We start from the raw sequence: 20,616 nt of genomic DNA on the forward strand, positions 1-20,616 counted from the left end.
CGACCGGCGACGAACCACGGTCGTTGAGCGGAGCGAGCGCCAGCGAGCGGAGTCGAAACGCCTGAAACCTCGCCGGACGTGTGAGGCTGGGGGCATGCGCATCGCAGTCACGGGGTCGTCGGGCAAGCTCGGGTCGGTCGTCGCGCGGGAGCTCCGCGCCGCCGGCCACCACGTCATCGGGATGGATCGGGTCGGCACGCGCGACCGCGACTTCGTCCAGGTCGACCTGACCGACTACGGCCAGGTCGTCGACGCGCTCACGGCCGTGGGCGACACGCACGACGGCATCGACGCGCTCGTGCACCTCGCGGCCATCCCGGCGCCCGGCCTCGCGCCCGACGTGGCGACGTTCCACAACAACATGGCCACCACGTTCAACGTGTTCTGGGCCGCGACCCGGATCGGGATCGACCGGATCGTGTACGCGTCGAGCGAGACCGTGCTGGGCCTGCCGTTCGACGTGCCGCCGCCGTACATCCCGGTCGACGAGGAGTACCCGGCCCGGCCCGAATCGGTCTACTCGCTCGTGAAGCACCTCGAGGAGCAGCTCGCGATCGAGCTCGCGCGCTGGAACCCGACCCTGTCGATCACGGCGCTGCGCTTCTCGAACGTGATGTGGCCCGAGGACTACGCCCGCTTCCCGTACGACGCAGACCCGCGCGAGCGCAAGTGGAACCTGTGGGGCTACATCGACGCGCGTGACGGCGCGCACGCGGTCGAGCGCGCGCTCGAGGTCGCCCCTCCGGGCTTCGACCGGTTCATCATCGCCGCCGCCGACACCGTGACCACGCGGCCGAACGCCGAGCTGGTCGCCGAGGTGTTCCCGGATGTGCCGCTGAAGGGCGACCTCGGCGAGCACGACACCATGCTGTCGATCGACAAGGCCCGGCGCCTGCTCGGCTACGCGCCGAAGCACAGCTGGCGCGACGCCGAGACCGCCCTCGAGTAGTCCCCGCGCGGACCCGCGACTAGGCTGTCCTCCCGTGCCCGCACCCTCCGGCGCGCGGCCCGGCCGCGAACGAGGAGAGATCCATGAGCCTGTTCCGCACGAAGTCGATCGAGCAGAGCATCGCCGACACGGAGGAGCCCGAGCACCAGCTCAAGAAGAACCTGGGCGTCTTCGACCTCATCCTGTTCGGCATCGGCGTCTGCGTCGGCGCCGGCATCTTCGTGCTGACGGGTCACGCGGCCGCGACGAACGCAGGCCCCGCGATCGCCATCTCGTTCCTGATCGCGGGCGTCGCGTGCGCGCTCGCGGCGCTCTGCTACGCCGAGTTCGCGTCGACCGTGCCCGTCGCGGGCAGCGCCTACACGTTCACGTACGCGACCCTCGGCGAGCTGCTCGCGTGGATCATCGGCTGGGATCTCGTCCTGGAGTTCACGGTCGGCGCCGCGGCGCTCGCGACGTCGTTCAGCCAGTACCTCGCGGTCGTGCTCGACGGCACGTGGTTCGAGATCCCCGCGGCGATCGCGACGGTCGAGGACGGCTTCGTGAACCTGCCGGCCGGCCTCCTCATCCTCGGCCTGACCGCCGTGACGGTCGGCGGCATCAAGCTCTCGAGCCGGATCAACCAGATCGTCACGGGCCTGAAGGTGCTCGTGGTGCTCGCGGTCGTGGTCGTCGGCGCGTTCCTCGTGAAGATCTCGAACTGGGTGCCGTTCGTCCCGCCGGCCGAGGCTCCGGCCGGAGCGGACGGCGGCGACGTCTTCCACCTGCCGATCGTGCAGGGCATCTTCGGCCTCGAGCCGAGCGTGTACGGCATCGGCGGCGTGTTCGCCGCGGCGGCCATGGTGTTCTTCGCGTTCATCGGCTTCGACGTCGTCGCCACGACGGCCGAGGAGACGCGCAACCCGCAGCGCGACCTGCCGCGCGGCATCCTGGGCGCGCTCGCGATCGTGACGGTGCTGTACATGGCCGTGTCGCTCGTCATCACGGGCATGCAGAACTACCGCGACATCGACCCCGAGGACGGCGCCCCGCTCGCGACCGCGTTCGACGCCGCGGGCCTGCCGATCATGGGCGACCTGATCGCGATCGGCGCGTGCATCGGCCTGATCGTGGTGTCGATGATCCTGCTCATGGGCCAGACCCGCGTGGCGTTCGCGATGGCGCGCGACGGCCTGCTGCCCGTGAGCCTGTCGAAGACCCACCCGCGGTTCCGCACGCCGTACCGGATCACGATCATCACCGGCGTGGTCGTGGCGATCCTGGCGGCGTTCGTGCCGCTGTCGACGCTCGCCGAGCTGGTGAACATCGGCACGCTCGCGGCCTTCGTGCTGGTCTCGATCGGCGTGATCGTGCTGCGCCGCACGCGCCCCGACCTGCCCCGCGCGTTCCGCGTGCCGTGGGTGCCGGTACTGCCGATCATCTCGGCGGTGATCTGCTTCTACCTGATGCTGAACCTGACGCTCGACACGTGGATCCGGTTCGTGGTGTGGCTCGCGATCGGCGTGGTCGTGTACTTCGTGTACTCGCGCCGGCACAGCCGCCTGGGCGAGCGCGAGCGCCTGAGCGCGGGCGTCAGCCGCGGCGCGTGATCGCCATCCGGCCCTCGGGGTCGAGCCGCGCCAGCACCGCGGCGGTGATCTCGCGCAGCTGAGCGCGCTGCTCGGGCGTGAGCGCATCCAGGATCATGGCGCGCACGTTCTCGACGTGCCCGGGCGTCGCCCCGACCACCTTGCGGCGCCCCTCCGCGGTGATCACGACGTCGGTCGCGCGCGCGTCGTCGGCGGCGCGCTCGCGCCGCACGTAGCCGCGCTTCTCGAGCCGCGTGATCACGTGCGAGAGGCGCGGCAGGGTCGCGTTCGTGTGCGACGCGAGCTCGGCCATCCGCATCCGGTGCGCGGGCTCCAGCGCGAGCACCGAGAGCGCGAAGTAGTCGAAGTGAGTGAGCCCCTCGTCGGCCAGGAGCTGGGCGTCGAGCTGCCGCGGCATGAGCTCGAGCATGGCCGCGACGGGCGCCCACGTGTCCCGCTCCTCGGAGGTGAACGACCGGCCTCTTCCCATGCCCGGATCCTACGGGAATAGTTGTAGCCACAACCGGGTTGGGCTCATTACTTGTAGGTACAAGCATCACGAAGGAGAACGGCAATGACGGACATCACCATCATCGGCACCGGCAACATGGGTCAGGCGATCGCGGGCGTGCTCGCCCGGGGCGGCGCCTCCATCCAGCAGCTCGGCCACGGCGACACCGCCGCGGTGACCGGCGACATCGTCATCCTGGCCGTGCCCTACGGCGCGCTGGCCGAGATCGCGCAGACGCGCGGCGCCGAGCTCGAGGGCCGCACGGTGGTCGACATCACGAACCCCGTGGACTTCGAGACCTTCGACTCGCTCGTGGTGCCCGCCGACTCCTCGGCCGCCGCCGAGCTGCAGAAGCAGCTGCCGGGCGCGAAGGTCCTGAAGGCCTTCAACACGACCTTCGCCGGCACGCTGAACTCGGGCCAGGTCGGCGCGCAGCCGACCACGGTGCTCGTCGCGGGCGACGACGCCGAGGCCAAGGCCCGGCTGATCTCGGCCATCGAGGCCGGCTCGCTCGCCGCCGTCGACGCCGGTGCGCTGTCGCGCGCCCGCGAGCTCGAGGCCCTCGGGTTCCTGCAGCTCACACTCGCGGCGCGCGAGCAGATCGCCTGGACCGCCGGGTTCGCGCTGGTCCGGTGACGATGACCGACCGGCTCGCCGCCGACACCGCGATGGGGGCGGTCACGCTGCGCGTGGCGGCTCTCGACGCGATGATCCGCTACTACACGCAGGCCGTGCCGCTGACGGTCCTGCGGCACGACGGCCCCCGCGCGGTGCTCGGGCGCGGCGGCACGCCGGTGCTGGTGCTCGAGCACGCGCCCGAGCTGCGCCACGCCGGCCCCCGCGAGGCGGGCCTGTTCCACACCGCGATCCTGTTCGAGACCGAGGAGGCCCTCGCCGCCGCGGTCCACTCGGTCTCGCGCCACGCCCCGGGCACGTTCACGGGCAGCTCGGACCACCTCGTGAGCCGGGCGTTCTACTTCACCGACCCCGAGGGCAACGGCGTCGAGCTGTACTGGGACCGCGACCGGTCGCTGTGGAGCTGGACCCACGGCCGCGTCGAGATGGACACGCTGTACCTGGACCCGAACGCCTTCCTGCGCGAGCACCTCACCGACGCCGCGATCGAGGATCCGGTGATCGGCGGTGCGCGCGTGGGTCACGTGCACCTGAGCGTCGGCGACGTCGCGACCGCACGCGAGTTCTACGTCGACCGGCTCGGGTTCGACACCACGTCGACGCTCGGCGACTCCGCGCTGTTCGTCAGCGCGGGCGGCTACCACCACCACATGGCGATGAACACGTGGCGCAGCCGCGGGGCCGGCCGGCGCCGGATGACCCTCGGCCTGGGACTCGTCGACATCACCGTCCCGACGGCGGACGACCTCGGCGCGCTGGACGATCGGCTGCGGCACTTCGGCGTGCCGACCGCGCACGACGGACGGATGCTGTCGTTCGACGACCCGTGGGGCCACGCCGTGCGCGTTCTGCCTCCGGACGCCGCCGCCGAGGCGCCGCCCGCCGCCGCCCGCTGACCCGGACACGCCGCGCGCAGACCCTTGCCACGCGCGACGCGGGGCGGCGAGACTGATCGCGACCCCGCCCGCCAGACACGTCAGGAGTCCGCCGTGCCCGTGCTCAACCCGTATCTCCACTTCCACGACACCGCGCGCGAGGCGATGGAGTTCTACCAGTCGGTGTTCGGGGGCGAGCTCGAGATCGAGACGTTCGGCGAGAGCGAGATCGACCACCACCCGGACGACGCCGATCTCGTGCTGCACGCCGTGCTCGAGACGCCCGACGGCATGGTGCTGATGGCGAGCGACACCCCGCAGGGCGTGCCCTACGACGGCGCGGGCGGCCACTCGATCTCGATCAGCGGCGACGAGGAGGAGGACCTCACCGAGTGGTGGGAGGCCCTCTCGGAGGGCGGAACCATCGTGCTGCCGCTGTCCGAGCCCGACTGGGGCGGGCTGTTCGGCATGCTCACCGACCGCTTCGGCGTGAAGTGGATGATCTCGATCCTCGACGAGGAGGACTTCGAGGAGAACGAGGAGGACGACGACGAGGACTTCGAGGACCTCGAGGACGAGGAGCAGTAGCGGCCGTCGCCCGAACGGATGAGGCGCCCCCGCGGGGGCGCCTCATCCGTTCTCAGAACTCCTCGTGCGTGAGCGGGTCGCCGTCCCAGAGGCGTCCGCGCTCGAGGGCCGAGATCGCCTCGACGTGCTCGTCGTCGAGCGTGAAGTCGAACACGTCGGCGTTCTCGCGCTGGCGGTCCGGATCCGCCGACTTCGGGATGGGCGTCGAGCCGAGCTGCACGTGCCAGCGCAGCACGACCTGCGTCGGGCTCACCTGATACACCTCGGCGAGGTCGGTGATGAGCTGCTCGGTCAGCAGCTCGCTGCGCCGCGCGAGCGGGCTCCAGCTCTCGGTGCGGATGCCGTGCTCGGCGTGGAACGCGCGCAGCGCGGTCTGCGGGAAGTACGGGTGCAGCTCGACCTGGTTCACGGCCGGGACGACGCCGGTCTCGTCGATCAGGCGCTGCAGCATCTCCTCGGTGAAGTTCGAGACGCCGACCGAGCGCACGAGCCCCTCGTCGCGCAGCGCGATCATGCCCTTGAACGTGTCGACGTACTTGTCGACGCTCGGGTTGGGCCAGTGGATGAGCAGCAGGTCGATGCGGCCGAGGCCGATCGTGGCGTTGGACTCGCGGCCGCTCGCGATCGCCTCGTCGTAGCCGTGGTGGCGGCCGGGGATCTTCGTGGTGACGACGATCTCGTCGCGGTCGATCCCGCTGCGGCGCACGGCCTCGCCGACCTCGTGCTCGTTGCCGTAGTTGACCGCGGTGTCCAGCACGCGGTAGCCGGTCTGGATGCCGGCCTCGATGGCCGCGATGCCCTCCTCCCCGGTCAGCTTGTAGGTGCCGAGGCCGAGCTCGGCGAACGCGGTGCCGTCGTTGAGCGTGATCCGGGGGATGTCGATGGTCGCCATGCCCCGAGCCTAACGGCGGCGAGGGGCCGCACGCCCAGGTCGGCGACCAGCCAGCGCGCGATCGCGGTGTGGCCCGCGTCGGCGCCCTGACCCCCGTCGATCTCGGCGACCCAGTCCTCCCAGCCGCGGCCGGTGTTCGTGCGGACCGTGGCGTCGTCCACCAGCGGCTGGTGGGCCCATTCGGTGCTCATGCGCACGAGCCTACTGAGCGGGCGCCGGCGCCCCGCGGACCGCCAGGATCGCGTCGAGCAGCGCGTCGGCGACCTCGCGCTTGCTGCCGCTCGCGGTCGCGACCGGCGCGTCGTGCGGGCCGATGACCGTGACCGTGTTGTCGGCGCGCTCGAAGCCGGCCTCCCAGCCGACCTCGTTGACCGCGAGCAGGTCGGCGCCCTTGCGGCGGCGCTTGCGGATGCCGCGCTCGAGCACGGTCTCGTCGGCGGTCGGCATCTCGGCCGCGAAGCCCACGACGGTCTGCCCCGGACGCCGCGCGGCCGCGAGCCCGCTGAGGATGTCGGCGTTCTCGACCAGCTCGAGCGTGGGCTTGCCGTCCTCCTTGGCCAGCTTGTGGTCGGCCACGTCGGCGACGCGATAGTCGGCCACGGCGGCGGTCATCACGATCACGTCCGCGTCGCCGGCGAGGGCGGTCATCCGCTCCCCCAGCTCTGCGGCGGTGCCGGCGCGCTCGATCCGGATGCCCGGGTGCGCGACGGCGGGCGCCGCGACCGACTCGTCGACGTGCGCGGCGACCAGCGTGACCTCGGCGCCACGGTCTGCCGCGGCGAGCGCGACCGCGATTCCCTGCCTGCCGCTCGACCGGTTGCCGAGGAAGCGGACCGGGTCGATGGGCTCGCGCGTGCCGCCCGTCGAGACCACGAAGCGCAGCCCCGCGAGATCGCGGCGCGACCGCAGGATCCGGCCGATCTCGGCGTGGAGGGCCTCGGGCTCGCTCATCCGGCCCGGGCCGATGTCGTCAGCCGTGAGCTGCCCGCTGTCGGGGCCGATCATCCGGATGCCGCGCGCGGCGAGCGTCGCGACGTTCGCCTGCGTGGCGGCGTGCTGCCACATCTCGGTGTGCATCGCGGGAGCGATCAGCACGGGCGCGCGCGTGGCGAGCAGCGTCGTGCCGAGCAGGTCGCCCGCCAGGCCCGCGGCCATCTTCGCGATCGTGTTCGCCGAGGCAGGGGCGACGACCACGAGGTCGGCGTTCTGGCCGAGCGCGACGTGCCGCACCTGCGCCACGTCGTCGTGCACCGACGTCGTCACGGGGTGGCGGCTGATCGCCTCCCAGGTCGGCTGACCGACGAAGCGCAGCGCATCGTCGGTCGGCACGACGTGCACCTCGTGCCCGTCCTTCACCAGCAGCCGCACGAGCTGCACGGTCTTGTACGCGGCGATGCCGCCGGTCACGCCCACGACGATGTTCACGCCTTCATTGTGGCTCACGCCCCTCGACGCCCCGCGGCATCACCCTGTGGTCGTCGAGCGGAGCGACGAAGGAGCCGAGTCGAAACGGGCTGAGCGAGCGCGGCGAGTCGAAGCCGAGTCCCGCGCGGAACCCGAGAATGGAACCATGTGCACCGCGATCGTCCGCGTCCCGGAGTCCTCGGCGGAGCCCGTGCGCCTGCTCGCGGTGCGGGACGAGGATCCGAACCGGCCGTGGAACCCGCTCGGCGCGTGGTGGCCGGACCGGCCCGGGCTCGTGGGCGTGCAGGACCGGCTCGCGGGCGGCGCCTGGCTCGCCGCCGAGGGCGGCCGGCTGGCGGTGCTCCTGAACCGGGCGGGGTACCCCGAGGGACTGGATGCCGCCGAGCTCGAGTCGCGCGGCGGGATCGTGCTGGCCTCGGTCGCCGGGTCGTCGCCCGAGGGCGCGCCGCGCACGCTCGGGTTCAACCTGGTCGAGGTCGACGGCGCCGAGGTGCGGGTGACGTCCTGGGACGGTGCCGAGCTGCGCCGCGAGACCCTCGCCCCGGGCACGCACATGCTGGCGCACGACGGCGTCGACGACCCCGCGACCCCGCGCATCGCGGCGTGGCATGAGGCCTTCGAGCAGGCCCCGACCGACGGGGACGCCGCCTGGTGGCGCCCGTGGCTCGAGGTGCTGGGCCGCACGGCCGAGCTGCCGCCGACCGATGACCGCGCGATCGTGCGCGACAACCATCCGCACGGCTACCCGACCGTGTCGCTGCTCGCGTGCGTCGCGTCGATCCAGGACGGCCGCGCGGATGTGCGCTACGCGCCGCTGGACCGTCCCGGTCTCTGGAACCCGCTCGCCTTCGACTGACGCACGGCCCGATTTGCGCCGACTCCCGGTGCTCGTGATACACATGTCCTGACCACACGGGGGCCTCGGAAGAGGCTGAGACCGGGCTGACACCGCCCGAGACCGTCGAACCTGATCCGGCTCGTACCGGCGTAGGAAGTGAGGACAGCCCATGGTGGCGCGCGCTCTCCCGACATCCATCCCTCCCGTCGATCCCGCCGCTCCCGGCGACGCATCCGCTGAAGAGCACGGGACCGAACAGCACCCCTCCCACTCGCTCGCGTGGGTCGAGGACGCCGCGCACGGCATCCGCGTCCCCGTGACCGAGATCGCGCTCGAGGACTCGCCCGACGGCACGCCCAACCCGCCGCTGCGCGTGTACCGCACGGCAGGTCCCGGCAGCGTGCCCGAGCGCGGCCTGCCGCCGCAGCGTGCCGAGTGGATCGCCGCGCGCGACGACACCGAGCCGTACGAGGCGCGCGGGCACCGGCTGAGCGACGATGGCCGCGCGGCGGTGCGCCGCGGCGCGCCCTCGCAGCGCTGGGCGGGCGCGAAGCCCGAGCCGCGCCGTGCCAAGCCGGGCCGCACCGTGACGCAGATGCACTACGCCCGCCGCGGGATCATCACCCCCGAGATGCGGTACGTGGCGCTGCGCGAGCAGTGCGACGTCGAGCTCGTGCGCAGCGAGGTCGCGGCCGGGCGGGCGATCATCCCCAGCAACATCAACCACCCCGAGTCCGAGCCGATGATCATCGGCAAGGCCTTCCTCGTGAAGATCAACGCGAACATCGGCAACTCGGCCGTGACGAGCTCGATCGCCGAGGAGGTGTCGAAGCTGCAGTGGGCGACCAAGTGGGGCGCCGACACGCTCATGGACCTGTCGACCGGCAACGACATCCACACGACGCGCGAGTGGATCATCCGGAACTCGCCGATCCCGATCGGGACGGTTCCGATCTACCAGGCGCTCGAGAAGGTCGACGGCGACGCGAGCGCGCTGACGTGGGAGATCTACCGCGACACCGTGATCGAGCAGTGCGAGCAGGGCGTCGACTACATGACCGTGCACGCCGGCGTGCTGCTGCGCTACGTGCCGCTGACGGCCGACCGCGTGACGGGCATCGTGTCGCGCGGCGGATCGATCATGGCCGGATGGTGCCTGGCGCACCACCGCGAGAACTTCCTGTACGAGCACTTCGACGAGCTGTGCGAGATCTTCGCGCAGTACGACGTCGCGTTCTCGCTGGGCGACGGCCTGCGCCCCGGATCGATCGCGGACGCGAACGACGCCGCCCAGTTCGCCGAGCTCGACACGCTCGCGGAGCTGACCCGCCGCGCGTGGGCGCACGACGTGCAGGTCATGGTCGAGGGACCCGGCCACGTGCCGCTGCACCTCGTGCGCGAGAACGTCGAGCGCCAGCAGGAGCTGTGCGACGGCGCCCCGTTCTACACGCTGGGCCCGCTGGTCACCGACATCGCGCCCGGCTACGACCACATCACGTCGGCGATCGGCGCGACCGAGATCGCCCGCTACGGCACCGCCATGCTCTGCTACGTCACCCCGAAGGAGCACCTCGGCCTGCCGGACCGCGACGACGTCAAGACCGGCGTGATCACCTACAAGATCGCCGCCCACGCGGCCGACCTCGCCAAGGGCCACCCGGGCGCGATCGCGCGCGACGACGCGCTGTCGAAGGCGCGGTTCGAGTTCCGCTGGCGCGACCAGTTCGCGCTCGGCCTCGACCCGGTCACGGCGCAGGAGTTCCACGACGAGACGCTGCCGGCCGAGCCCGCCAAGACCGCGCACTTCTGCTCGATGTGCGGCCCGAAGTTCTGCTCGATGCGCATCTCGCAGGACATCCGCGACACGTACGGAGACGCCGCGGCGCAGGCCGCGGTGGCCGGCATGGCCGAGAAGAGCGCCGAGTTCGCCGCCTCCGGCGGACAGGTCTACCTCCCGGCTCCCGCGCTGCGCGCGGAGGCGGCCCGATGAGGGCGGCCGGGATCGTCGCGCTGGCGGCGGTCGCGCTGAGCCTCGCCGGATGCGCCGCGGCTCCCGCGGCGGGCGACGCCGCGGCGGGGTCGGGCGAGCCGGTGGTCGTGCGGGTCAACGACCCGGGCAACCAGGGCCCGCTGGCCGTCGCGAAGAAGACCGGCGAGCTCGCCGAGGCGTTCGCGGAGGTCGGCGCCGAGCTCGAATGGGTCGACGGCGAGTACGCGTTCACGGCCAACGTGCCGCTGTTCAACGCGGGGCAGCTGGATGTCGCGAACGCCGCGTTCGCGCCGATCGCGGGCGCGACCGCCAAGGGCCTGCCCGTGAAGATCGTGTCGGTGCAGCGCCGCGAGGTGCTGACCGAGAACGCGGGCATCGTGGCGGCCCCCGGATCCGGCATCGAGACGATCGAGGACCTGGTGGGCCGCCGCGTCGCGGTCAACGCCGGCGGCAAGGGCGAGTACCTGCTGCTCGACGCGCTCGAGCAGGCGGGGATCCCGTTCGACGCGGTGGAGCGCGTCGCGCTGCAGCCGTCGGACGGCGTCGCGGCGTTCGCGTCCGGGCAGATCGACGCGTGGAGCACGTTCAGCGACTACTTCGCGCAGGCGGCCCGCACCGGCACGGTGCTCGCGACCGAGCGCTCGCTCGACGCGGTCGACGACAACGTGTACGCGTTCCGGTCCGAGCTGATCGACGCGCATCCCGAGATCGGCGTCGCGTTCGTCGAGACGCTGCAGGAGCTGCTCGACCGCCAGCACGAGGACCCCGAGGCCTTCCTCAACGTGTTCGAGAAATCCGGACCCACCGCGCTCGTGGGCGACGCGTACGAGAACGAGCTGCGCGAGCTGCAGGGGCGCTACGAGGTCCATGTGCCGGGCCCCGCGGACGCGGAGCGGCTCCAGCGCGTGCTGGACCTGTTCCGCCGGGCGGGGGTCATCCAGACCGAGCTGGCTCCGTCCGACCTGCTGGCCGACCTCGACGGCTGACCCGCGATGACGACGCTCGTCGCTCCGCGCCCGCTCGCCGCCGCCGCGCCGGCACGGTCCGGGTGGCGCGTCGTGCGTCGCGCGGCCGTGCCGGTGGGCCTGGTGGCGGCGTGGGCGCTCGTGTCGGCGGCCGGATGGGCGCCCGCCGCCGTGCTCCCCGGCCCCGGCGCGGTGGTCGCCGCCGCGGCCGAGATCGCCGGATCCGGCATGCTCGGCACGTACCTGCAGGCGTCGCTGCTGCGCATCGCGGCGGGCGTCGGGGTCGGCGCCGGTGCGGGACTCGTGCTCGGGCTCCTCGCCGGGGTCTCGACGCTCGGCGAGGAGCTCGTCGACTCGACCCTGCAGATCCTGCGCGCCGTGCCGTTCCTCGCGATGATCCCGCTGTTCATCGCGTGGTTCGGCATCGACGAGCCGTTCAAGGTCGCGGTGATCGCGTTCGCGGTCGTGGTGCCGATGTACACCTACACTTTCCTCGCCGTGCGGGCGATCGACGCGAAGGTCCTCGAGGCCGCGCGCTGCTTCGGCGTGACCGGCGCGCGGCTCGTGGCGGGCGTCGTCCTGCCCCAGGCGCTGCCGGGCATCCTGATGGCGGTGCGCGTGTGCCTCGCGGTCGCCGTCACCGCCCTCGTCGCGGCCGAGAACGTCGGCACGCGCGAGGGCATCGGCTACCTGGTCGCGATGGCGCGCGAGTACAACCGCGTCGACCACCTGTTCGTGTGCCTCGTGCTGTACGCGCTGCTCGGGGTCGCGTTCGACGCGCTCGTGCGGGTAGCGGAGGCGGCGCTGCTGCCGTGGCGGCCGCGGGTGGCGCGGTGAGCGCGGGCGCGGCGGTGTCGACCGTCGCGATGGAGACCGCCGCGGCATGCATCACGGGGCTGCGCAAGCAGTACGCCGGGCGTGCCGTGCTCGACGGCCTCGACCTGACGCTCCGGCGCCGCGAGTTCACGGTGCTGCTCGGGCCGAGCGGCACCGGCAAGTCGACGCTGCTGCGCATCCTGCAGGGGCTGGATGCGCCCGACGCCGGCGCGGTGCTCGTGCCGCTCCGGACGACGTCCGTGTTCCAGGAGCCGCGACTCGTGCCGTCCCTGCGCGTGCTCGGCAACGTGATGCTCGGCCTCCCGCGCACGGCGCCCCCCCGCGCGGCGGCGCGCGAGGCGCTCGCCGAGGTGGGCCTCGCCGGCCACGAGCGGGACTGGCCCGCGACTCTGTCGGGCGGCGAGGCGCAGCGCGTGGCGCTCGCCCGGGCGCTGGTGCGGGATCCCGAGCTGCTGCTGCTCGACGAGCCGTTCGCCGCGCTCGACGCCCTGACGCGCCGCCGGATGCACGGCACGGTCGCCGAGCTGGTCGCCCGCCACGCGCCGGCCGTGCTCATGGTCACGCACGACGTCGACGAGGCGATCGCCCTCGCCGACCGGATCCTGGTGCTGCGGGACGGCCGGCTGGTCGCCGACGAGGCCGTCGACGAGGCAGGGGACGCGGGCGCCCTGCGCCGTCGCATCCTCGGCCTGCTCGGCGCGGACTCCGTCCCCGGCGGGCCGACGTAGCCTGGAGGGGTGGGCGATCGGCCGGATCCGCGTCAGGAGGCGGCCCGCTACCTCGCGGAGCGGGACCTGCCGCCGGAGCAGCGCGGCCAGAGCGAGGAGCGCACGCCGACCTGGTCGACGCCCGAGGAGCGCGCGGCCGTCGTCGAGCAGGCGATCCAGCAGGCGATCCGGCGCGGCGACTTCGACGACCTCCCCGGCGCCGGCAAGCCCCTGACGGGCCTCGGCACGAGCCACGACCCGGACTGGTGGATCCGGCAGAAGATCGAGCGCGAGAACCTGCGCGGGCTGGCGCCGCCCGCCCTGGCCCTGCGGGTCGAGGACGCCGAGCTCACCGAGTGGCTGGACGGGATGCACCGCGAGAGCGACGTGCGCGAGACGCTCGAGGACTTCAACCGGCGCGTGAAGTACGCGCGGCTGCAGCTGCTCGGCGGCCCGCCGGTCGTGACCGCGCTGCGCGACGTCGACGCCGAGGTCGCCGCGTGGCACGAGCGCCGCGAGGCCCGCGCCGGCGCCGCGCGCGAGGCGGCGGCCCGCGCCGAGGCCGAGGCGCCCCGCCGCCGCGGCTTCTGGCGCCGCCGCGCGCGCTGAGCCGGCTCGAGTACACACGAAGTCTGGTGTGTATTCGGCGGCCGCCCCACCCGCGAGGAGAAACAACTTATCTTTCTTCCGGCGCGCCGAGACGCGTCGCCAGCATGAGTCCTGTCGGCCCGCCGGGGGCCGGGAAAGAGGACTCCTGTGAAGATCATGAAGCGACTCGCGGCCCTGGCCGCCGCGCTGTTCGTCGGCCTCTCGGTGCTCATGGCGAGCCCCGCGACCGCCGCGCAGCCCGCCACCCCGACGACCGCCGCCGCGTCGCTCACCGGCGCCGGCGCGGTCGCCGCGATCGGATCGCGCATCCTCCCGATGGAGGCCGGCGAGGGCCACGTCTCGATCCCCGCCCGCTACGTCTACAACCCGAACACGACCTACCAGCGCACGCTGCACGACTACTGCACCAAGTCCCCCGACGCGTTCGGCTCGGCCGACTTCCGCGGCCCGTGCGCCCGCCACGACCTCTGCATCATGGACCGCGACGTCTCGCGCGCCACGTGCGACAGCCGCTTCCTCTCGAACCTCCGGCAGGAGTGCAACCACGCGTACGACCGCTGGTGGGAGAGCGGCACGCGCGCGACCTGCAACGCCACGGCCTACACCTATTACGGCGTGGTGCGCGCGTCGACCTGGTTCTAGGGCGTCCGCCGTCAGACCAGGACGGCCCCGGACGTCGCCTCGTGCGGCCCCGGGTCCGTCTCGCGTGCCGGGCCCGCATCGACCGGCGCCGCGCACGGATCCGGCTCCATGAACGCCGCCATGAGCCCTCGCACCGCGACCGCGAACAGGGTCCAGCGGCCGGACGGCAGGTCGTGTCCCTCCGCGATCTCCACGACCGGATGATCGAGCCCCTCGAGGGCATGGATCGCGAACCCCTCGCCCAGCGCCGCCATCGCGGCCGTGAAGTGCTCCAGCGTGAGCGGCGCGCGCATCCGGTAGCCGTACACGCCCATCAGACGGCCGTAGAACCGGGCGAACTCCGCGATGGATTCCTCGTGGCGCTGCCGGCTCGCCTCGCGCAGCTCGGGCCACGTCGTCGCGGTCGCCCGCAGCGCGAGCGCGATGAGGAACGCCTGCGCATCGCGCGCGCAGCGATCCCCCGCCGCCCGCGTCGCGCCGGCCACGTGGGTCTCGGCCGCGGCGCGGATCACGTCGTCGAGCGGGGCCCGGCGCGCCACCAGGTCCCCGACCGCCGACGCGGCGCTCTCGACGGGCGACGCCAGGCGCAGGCGGACCATCGCGACGGCCAGGTCCCGCTGGTAGTCGGTCTGGTCCGCCCAGAGCCGGTAGGCCGCTCCGGTCGTCAGGCCCGCGCGGCGGAGCACATCCTGCAGGCGGATGTGCTGGACGCCGGCGGCGGCGCCCCGCTCGAACAGCATCTGGAGGCCGACCTTCAGCAGCAGGGCCCGGGTCTCGTCACCGGTTCGACGTCTCACGCGCCCATCCTGTCAACCGGCGCACGGACGGGGCGAGGGCAGGACGGCCCGGGCGGCTCTGCCCGGTGTGTTCTGCCCGCCCGGCGGCGCGATAGTGTCGGGCCTCGAACGAAGGGACGACCATGGACACCGCACAGCACGTCGAGGTCCTCGTGATCGGCGAGGCGCTCATCGACATCGTCGAGTCGGAGACCGGCACCGTGGAGCACGTCGGCGGCAGTCCTGCCAACGTCGCGCTCGGGCTCGGGCGGCGCGGAGTCGACGTCGCCCTCCTCACGCAGCTCGGCGACGACGAGCGGGGGCGCGCGATCACACAGCGGCTCACCGAGTCCGGCGCGCGGATCCTGCCGGAGTCGACCATCGGGCACCCGACCTCGACGGCCCGCGCCCGCCTCGCGGCCGACGGCAGCGCCGAATACGAGTTCGACATCGCATGGGATGCCCTGCCGCCCGTCGCGCTCGCGCCGCGCCTCGTGCACACCGGCTCGATCGCGGCGTTCCTCGAGCCCGGGGCGTCCTCGATCCGAGACCTGCTCGCCCGGACAGGGGCGGCAGACGTGACGTTCGACCCGAACATCCGCGCCGATCTGCTGGGAGCCCACGACGAGGCGTTCGCGGCCTTCGAGGCGGTCTCGCGGCTCTCGACGGTCGTCAAGATGAGCGACGAGGACGCCGCCTGGCTGTTCCCGGGGCGGGCGATCGACGAGGTCCTCGGCGCCGTCCTCGCGCTCGGACCACGCGTGGTCGCCATCACGCAGGGCGCGGCCGGCGCGACGCTCGCGACGGCCGACGATCGCGTGCACGTGCCCCCGGTCCAGGTGCGCGCGGTCGACACGATCGGCGCGGGCGACACGTTCATGGCGTCGCTCATCCACTCGACGCTCGCCCGGGGCGGGACGACGCCCGACCGCGCCGCGCTCGAGCGGATGGGCGCGGATGCGGTCCGCGCGGCCGCCATCACGGTCTCGCGCGCGGGCGCCGACCTCCCCTGGGCGAACGAGCTCGACTGACAGTTGACTTTCCGACGGACGTGGCCGTACGCTGATCCTCGTTATACGATTAACCCCCACGACGAGGTGAAGGCAGGTGAACGCGATGGCGCGGAGGTCGCAGGCGGTGACGATGTCACAGGTAGCCGCGCAGGCGGGCGTCTCCCAGGCCACCGTGTCCCTCGTCCTCAACAACGTCGACGGCGGCCGCGTCGCCGACGAGACCCGTGACCGCGTGATGCTCGCGGTCGAGCAGCTCGGGTACCGCACGAACGCGTTCGCCAAGTCGCTGCGCAGCGGGCGCTCGGGCATGATCGGCTTCATCTCCGACGAGGTCGCGAGCTCCCCCTTCGCGGGACGCCTCCTCAAGGGCGCGCAGATGCTCGCGTGGGAGACCGGCAACGTGATCCTCTCGGTCGACACGTTCGACGACCCCGATCTCCAGGCCGCCGCGGTCGACATGATGCTGTCGTACCGCGTCGCCGGCGTCGTCTACACCTCGATGTACCACCGCAACCTCGAGCTGCCCCCCGGCCTCGAGGGCGTGCCGACCGTCGTGGTCAACGCGCAGGACAGGAACCGCCGCTTCGCCAGCGTATTCCCGGACGAGGAAGGCGGCGGATACGCGGCCACCCGCCACCTGATCGAGGCGGGCCACGAGCGCATCGCGATGATCAACATCCAGCCGCCCGTGAGCGACCTGCCGGCCGGCATCGGCCGCCTCGCCGGCTACCACCGTGCGCTCGCCGAGGCCGGCATCGAGGCCGACCCGGAGCTGGTGCTCTACGGCACCGGCATCGTGGAGGACGGCCTCGCCCTGACGACCCGCCTGATGACGGGGGACGCGCCGCCCACGGCGATCTTCTGCGGCAACGACCGCACGGCGTGGGGCGCGTACCGCGCACTCGAGGCGCTCGGACTGCGCCCGGCCGAGGACTGCTCGATCGTGGGCTTCGACAACCACGAGACCCTCGCCCCCTACCTGGACCCCGGATTGACCACCGTCGAGCTGCCCTACGAGCGGATGGCCCGCCGGGCGCTCGAGATCCTGCTGGACGGCACCCCGTCCGACCCGCAGCGGATCCCCATCGAGTGCGCGCTGATCGCGCGCGACTCCGTCTCCACCCCCTCGACCGCGACTGCAAAGGTGCATCGATGACCCTCACCCGAGACCGCGCCCCGGAGGCGCCGACCCGCATCCCGCCGCACCGGCGTGCCGCGTCGGCCGCGCGGCGCGCCCTGCGCTCCTGGCAGTTATACGTATTACTGGCCCCGGCGCTGATCTACGTCGTCGTCTTCAAGTACTGGCCGATGTACGGCGCGCAGATCGCCTTCCGCGACTACAACCCCGCGCTCGGCTTCACCGGCAGCCCCTGGGTCGGGCTCGAGCACTTCGTGCGCTTCATGCAGTCGTTCCAGTTCGAGCGGCTCATGGTGAACACGCTCACGATCAACGGGCTGGGCCTCCTGATCGCCTTCCCGGTGCCGATCGTCCTGGCCCTCATCGTCAACCAGCTGCAGAGCCGGCGCTTCAAGCGGTTCACGCAGACCGTGCTGTACTCGCCGTCGTTCATCTCCGTCGTCGTGGTCGTCGGGATGATCTTCCTGCTGTTCTCGCCGCGCTCCGGCATCGTGAACAACGCGATCGTCCTGCTGGGCGGCGACCCCGTGTTCTTCATGGGCTCCGTCGAGTGGTTCCGGCCGCTCTACATCGGCTCGGACATCTGGCAGAACGCCGGCTTCTCGATGGTCGTGTACCTCGCCGCCCTCACCGCGATCGATCCGGCGCTGCACGAGGCCGCCCGCGTGGATGGCGCCAACAAGTGGCAGCGCATCCGGCACATCGACATCCCCGGGATCATGCCGGTCGTGACGATCCTGTTCATCCTCGCGATCGGCAACCTGTTCAACCTCGGGTTCGAGAAGGTGCTGCTGATGCAGACCGACCTGAACCTCCCGGCGTCCGAGGTCATCCAGACCTACGTGTACAAGGCGGGGCTGCAGCAGGCGCAGTTCAGCTACTCCGCCGCGATCGGCCTGTTCAACTCCCTCATCAACCTCGTTCTGCTGCTGACCTTCAACGGGGTCGCGAAGCGCGCCGGACAATCGACCCTCTGGTGACGAAGCCATGACCCTGACACAGACCCAGGCACTGATCGCCCCGGACGCGCCCGTCGCGCGCGGCCCCCGCACCCCTCGTCGCTCCTCGTGGCGCGAGCGCGCGGCGGATCCGCTCTTCAACGCGATCGCGGTCGGGACGCTCCTCGTCGCGATCGCCGCGATCCTCTACCCGATGTACTTCATCGTGATCGCGTCGGTCAGCGAGCCGGCCGAGATCCTCAACGGCAACGTGTGGCTCTGGCCCAAGGGCTTCACGCTCGAGGGCTACACCCGGATCTTCTCCGACCCCACGATCGTGCGCGGCTTCGCCAACTCCGTGCTCTACACGGTCGTCGGCACGGCGATCAGCGTGGTCACCATCCTGTTCGGCGCGTACGCGCTCTCGCGTCGCGACCTGTTCGGGCGCCGCGTGCTGATGCTCGTCTTCCTCATCACGATGTTCATCGACGGCGGTCTGATCGCCCGCTACCTGGTCGTGCGCGACCTGGGCATGCTCGACACGATCTGGGCGATCGTGCTGCCGGGCGCCGTCGGCGTCTGGAACCTGATCATCGCGCGGGCGTTCTTCGAGAACAACGTGCCGAACGAGCTGCGCGAGGCCGCGCAGCTGGACGGGGCCGACGACTTCCGGTTCTTCTTCACGATCGTGCTGCCGCTGTCAAAGCCGCTCATCTTCCTGATGATCATGATCCACCTGGTCGCCAACTGGAACGCGTTCTTCGACGCGCTCATCTACCTCAGCGACGAGGCCAAGTACCCGCTGCAGCTCGTGCTGCGCAACGTGCTCATCCAGTCCGAGGTCACCGCCGCGGGCGGCTCCGGAGCGCTCGACTCGTACGCCGCCGCCCAGCGCCTGGGCGAGCTCATCAAGTACGGGATGATCGTCATCTCGACGGTCCCCCTGCTCATCGTCCTTCCGTTCATGCAGAAGCACTTCGCCCAGGGGGCTCTCCTCGGCGCGGTGAAGAGCTGAGCGGTCCGCCCCAGACCCCCACCACCACCCACAGAAGGAACCGTCAATGAGACACCGTCGTTTCACCGTCACCGCTGCCGGGCTGACCGCCGCCGGCATCGCCCTGGCCGGCTGCGCCGCCGCAGGCCCCACCGAGATCGAGGACAAGTCCGCCGACTACGGCTTCAACGCGGAGGGCCTTCCCATCGTGGACGAGACGCTCACGCTGACGTTCGGCGGCACCAAGTCGGCGCTCGCCCCCGAGTACGGCGACATGGAGCTCGTGCAGCAGTGGCAGAGCGACACCAACATCGCCATCGAGTGGGAGAACCTCGTCGACCAGGTGTACGCCGAGAAGAAGAACCTCATGCTGGCGAGCCAGGATCTGCCCGACGTGCTCTACAACACGGGGCTCAGCGACGCCGAGATCGTGGAGTACGGCAGCAACGGCACGCTCCTCCCGCTCGAGGGCCTCATCGCCGAGCACGCGCCGATCCTGTCGGGCATCCTCGAGAAGCGTCCCGACATCCGCGCCGCGATCACGTCATCCGACGGCCACATCTACTCGCTGCCGAACGTCGAGGAGCTCGGGATCCTCGCGTTCCCCAACTTCCTGTACATCAACAAGGCGTGGCTCGACACCCTCGGGCTCCCGATGCCCACCACGATCGACGAATACCACGACGCACTGGCGGCCTTCGCCACCCAGGATCCCAACGGCAACGGCCTGAAGGACGAGATCCCGCTCTCCTTCCGGACGGACTCGTTCTGCGCGAACCCGCACGACCTGATCGCGGCGCTGGGCGGTCAGCCGGAGAACAACGACCACCGCATCGTGCGCGACGGCACGGTCGAGTTCACGGCCGACACCGAGGAGTACCGCGCCGGCGTGAGCGCGCTGGCCGACTGGTACGCCGAGGGCCTGATCGACCCAGAGTCGTTCTCGCAGGATGACGTCGCCTACCTCGCGAAGGGCAAGTCCGAGACGCCGGTCCTGGGCTCGTTCTTCTGGTGGGAGCTGAAGGAGTTCGTCGGCGAGGACCGCATGGACGACTACGCGCTGGTGGGCGTCCTGGAGGGCGTCGACGGCGAGCGTCTCGCGAGCGTCGCGAACAACCAGGAGATCGGGCGAGGCGCCATGGCGATCACGCGCGCCAACGAATACCCCGCCGCCACCATCCGCTGGGCCGACCGCCTGTTCGACCCGGCGATGTCGGCGCAGGTCGCGTGGGGCCCGATCGGCGTGACGCTCGAGGAGGACGAGACCGGCATGCTCGTGCAGATCCCCGCCGCCGCCGGCGAGTCCGAGGGCGAGCGCCGCCAGCGCGTCGCTCCCGGCGGGCCGCGCATCACGACCGCCGAGGACTTCGCGACCGTCGTCGCACCCGAGCCCCGCGCGGCGGAGCGGCAGCAGCTCGTCCAGGAGTTCTACGAGCCCCACCGCGCGAACGAGGGCTACCCGCCCGTCATGCTCTCGAACGAGGAGCTCGACCAGATCTCGCTGACCGTCCCCGAGATCAACGCGCTCGTCAAGGAGAAGTTCGCCTCGTGGGTCGTGAAGGGCGGAATCGACAGCGAGTGGGACGGCTACGTGTCGCAGCTGCAGACCATGGGCGTCGACGACGTCATCGGGGTCTATCAGCAGGCGTACGACCGCTTCCAGCAGGGCGGCGAGTGATCCGGGGTCGGGGCGTCCCGCGCGGCGCCCCGGCCTTCCCCCCCTCC

At 71.8% G+C, this 20,616-nt stretch carries 21 protein-coding genes and 1 riboswitch; of the genes, 17 read left to right on the forward strand and 4 right to left on the reverse strand.

Annotated elements, in window-relative coordinates:
- Positions 1-94 precede the first annotated feature (94 nt).
- Complete coding sequence (locus tag ACYVGN_RS09975; protein WP_134747011.1) at positions 95-949, forward strand: NAD-dependent epimerase/dehydratase family protein; 855 nt, start codon at positions 95-97, stop codon at positions 947-949.
- Between the two features lie 83 nt (positions 950-1,032).
- The gene (locus ACYVGN_RS09980) at positions 1,033-2,538 is read left to right on the forward strand and encodes an amino acid permease (RefSeq protein ID WP_134747013.1); all 1,506 of its coding nucleotides are present in this window, start codon (positions 1,033-1,035) and stop codon (positions 2,536-2,538) included.
- Here the strand turns inward: ACYVGN_RS09980 and ACYVGN_RS09985 are convergent.
- Positions 2,522-3,007, reverse strand: a complete 486-nt coding sequence (locus tag ACYVGN_RS09985; RefSeq protein WP_134747015.1) for a MarR family winged helix-turn-helix transcriptional regulator — start codon at positions 3,005-3,007, stop codon at positions 2,522-2,524. The genes ACYVGN_RS09980 and ACYVGN_RS09985 overlap by 17 nt on opposite strands.
- A gap of 84 nt (positions 3,008-3,091) precedes the next feature.
- On the opposite strand from ACYVGN_RS09985, the gene ACYVGN_RS09990 reads away from it, so the two are divergent.
- From ACYVGN_RS09990 to ACYVGN_RS10000, 3 genes are all read left to right on the forward strand, one after another.
- Positions 3,092-3,664, forward strand: a complete 573-nt coding sequence (locus ACYVGN_RS09990) for an NADPH-dependent F420 reductase (protein ID WP_460790502.1) — start codon at positions 3,092-3,094, stop codon at positions 3,662-3,664.
- 2 nt (positions 3,665-3,666) lie between these two features.
- Positions 3,667-4,560 carry a VOC family protein gene (locus tag ACYVGN_RS09995; protein WP_460790615.1) on the forward strand — a complete coding sequence of 298 codons (894 nt, stop codon included), beginning with the start codon at positions 3,667-3,669 and terminating at the stop codon, positions 4,558-4,560.
- 93 nt (positions 4,561-4,653) lie between these two features.
- The gene (locus ACYVGN_RS10000; RefSeq protein WP_460790504.1) at positions 4,654-5,127 is read left to right on the forward strand and encodes a VOC family protein; all 474 of its coding nucleotides are present in this window, start codon (positions 4,654-4,656) and stop codon (positions 5,125-5,127) included.
- 52 nt (positions 5,128-5,179) lie between these two features.
- On the opposite strand, the gene ACYVGN_RS10005 is transcribed toward ACYVGN_RS10000, so the two are convergent.
- Together ACYVGN_RS10005 and coaBC are read right to left on the reverse strand one after the other, a co-directional pair.
- Complete coding sequence (locus ACYVGN_RS10005; protein WP_055988863.1) at positions 5,180-6,019, reverse strand: aldo/keto reductase; 840 nt, start codon at positions 6,017-6,019, stop codon at positions 5,180-5,182.
- Positions 6,020-6,220: 201 nt separating this feature from the next.
- Complete coding sequence (gene coaBC, locus ACYVGN_RS10010) at positions 6,221-7,444, reverse strand: bifunctional phosphopantothenoylcysteine decarboxylase/phosphopantothenate--cysteine ligase CoaBC (protein WP_460790506.1); 1,224 nt, start codon at positions 7,442-7,444, stop codon at positions 6,221-6,223.
- Positions 7,445-7,589: 145 nt separating this feature from the next.
- Here coaBC and ACYVGN_RS10015 point away from each other — a divergent pair, with 145 nt between their 5' ends.
- From ACYVGN_RS10015 to ACYVGN_RS10045, 7 genes are all read left to right on the forward strand, one after another.
- A complete protein-coding gene (locus ACYVGN_RS10015) occupies positions 7,590-8,300 on the forward strand; it encodes an NRDE family protein (protein WP_460790508.1) in 711 nt (236 codons plus the stop codon).
- Between the two features lie 46 nt (positions 8,301-8,346).
- Positions 8,347-8,455: riboswitch (TPP riboswitch) on the forward strand.
- Positions 8,452-10,272, forward strand: coding sequence for a phosphomethylpyrimidine synthase ThiC (gene thiC / locus ACYVGN_RS10020; RefSeq protein ID WP_460790510.1), 1,821 nt, complete (start codon positions 8,452-8,454; stop codon positions 10,270-10,272). Its footprint overlaps the riboswitch before it by 4 nt.
- On the forward strand, positions 10,269-11,258 hold the full coding sequence (locus ACYVGN_RS10025) for an ABC transporter substrate-binding protein (protein WP_460790511.1): 990 nt from the start codon (positions 10,269-10,271) through the stop codon (positions 11,256-11,258). The genes thiC and ACYVGN_RS10025 overlap by 4 nt, the downstream gene beginning before the upstream one ends.
- Before the next feature lie 6 nt (positions 11,259-11,264).
- Positions 11,265-12,074, forward strand: coding sequence for an ABC transporter permease subunit (locus ACYVGN_RS10030; RefSeq protein ID WP_460790513.1), 810 nt, complete (start codon positions 11,265-11,267; stop codon positions 12,072-12,074).
- Complete coding sequence (locus tag ACYVGN_RS10035) at positions 12,071-12,802, forward strand: ABC transporter ATP-binding protein (protein ID WP_460790515.1); 732 nt, start codon at positions 12,071-12,073, stop codon at positions 12,800-12,802. Before ACYVGN_RS10030 ends, ACYVGN_RS10035 begins: the two co-directional genes overlap by 4 nt.
- Before the next feature lie 9 nt (positions 12,803-12,811).
- On the forward strand, positions 12,812-13,390 hold the full coding sequence (locus tag ACYVGN_RS10040) for a DnaJ family domain-containing protein (RefSeq protein WP_460790516.1): 579 nt from the start codon (positions 12,812-12,814) through the stop codon (positions 13,388-13,390).
- Between the two features lie 156 nt (positions 13,391-13,546).
- A complete protein-coding gene (locus ACYVGN_RS10045; protein WP_230668113.1) occupies positions 13,547-14,032 on the forward strand; it encodes a phospholipase A2 in 486 nt (161 codons plus the stop codon).
- Positions 14,033-14,043: 11 nt separating this feature from the next.
- Here the strand turns inward: ACYVGN_RS10045 and ACYVGN_RS10050 are convergent, their stop codons facing one another.
- A complete protein-coding gene (locus tag ACYVGN_RS10050; RefSeq protein ID WP_460790518.1) occupies positions 14,044-14,829 on the reverse strand; it encodes a hypothetical protein in 786 nt (261 codons plus the stop codon).
- 122 nt (positions 14,830-14,951) lie between these two features.
- Here ACYVGN_RS10050 and ACYVGN_RS10055 point away from each other — a divergent pair, with 122 nt between their 5' ends.
- The 5 genes from ACYVGN_RS10055 (at position 14,952) to ACYVGN_RS10075 (ending at position 20,569) form a co-directional block, all read left to right on the forward strand.
- Positions 14,952-15,839 (forward strand): carbohydrate kinase family protein, encoded by an 888-nt coding sequence (locus ACYVGN_RS10055; RefSeq protein WP_460790519.1) that lies wholly within the window; start codon positions 14,952-14,954, stop codon positions 15,837-15,839.
- Between the two features lie 112 nt (positions 15,840-15,951).
- Positions 15,952-16,977, forward strand: coding sequence for a LacI family DNA-binding transcriptional regulator (locus ACYVGN_RS10060; protein ID WP_460790520.1), 1,026 nt, complete (start codon positions 15,952-15,954; stop codon positions 16,975-16,977).
- Complete coding sequence (locus ACYVGN_RS10065) at positions 16,974-17,939, forward strand: ABC transporter permease (RefSeq protein WP_055988872.1); 966 nt, start codon at positions 16,974-16,976, stop codon at positions 17,937-17,939. The genes ACYVGN_RS10060 and ACYVGN_RS10065 overlap by 4 nt, the downstream gene beginning before the upstream one ends.
- Positions 17,940-17,946: 7 nt before the next feature.
- Positions 17,947-18,912, forward strand: a complete 966-nt coding sequence (locus ACYVGN_RS10070) for a carbohydrate ABC transporter permease (RefSeq protein WP_460790522.1) — start codon at positions 17,947-17,949, stop codon at positions 18,910-18,912.
- A gap of 46 nt (positions 18,913-18,958) precedes the next feature.
- Complete coding sequence (locus ACYVGN_RS10075; RefSeq protein ID WP_460790523.1) at positions 18,959-20,569, forward strand: ABC transporter substrate-binding protein; 1,611 nt, start codon at positions 18,959-18,961, stop codon at positions 20,567-20,569.
- Positions 20,570-20,616 lie beyond the last annotated feature (47 nt).

It is taken from the genome of Microbacterium lacusdiani, assembly GCF_054779895.1.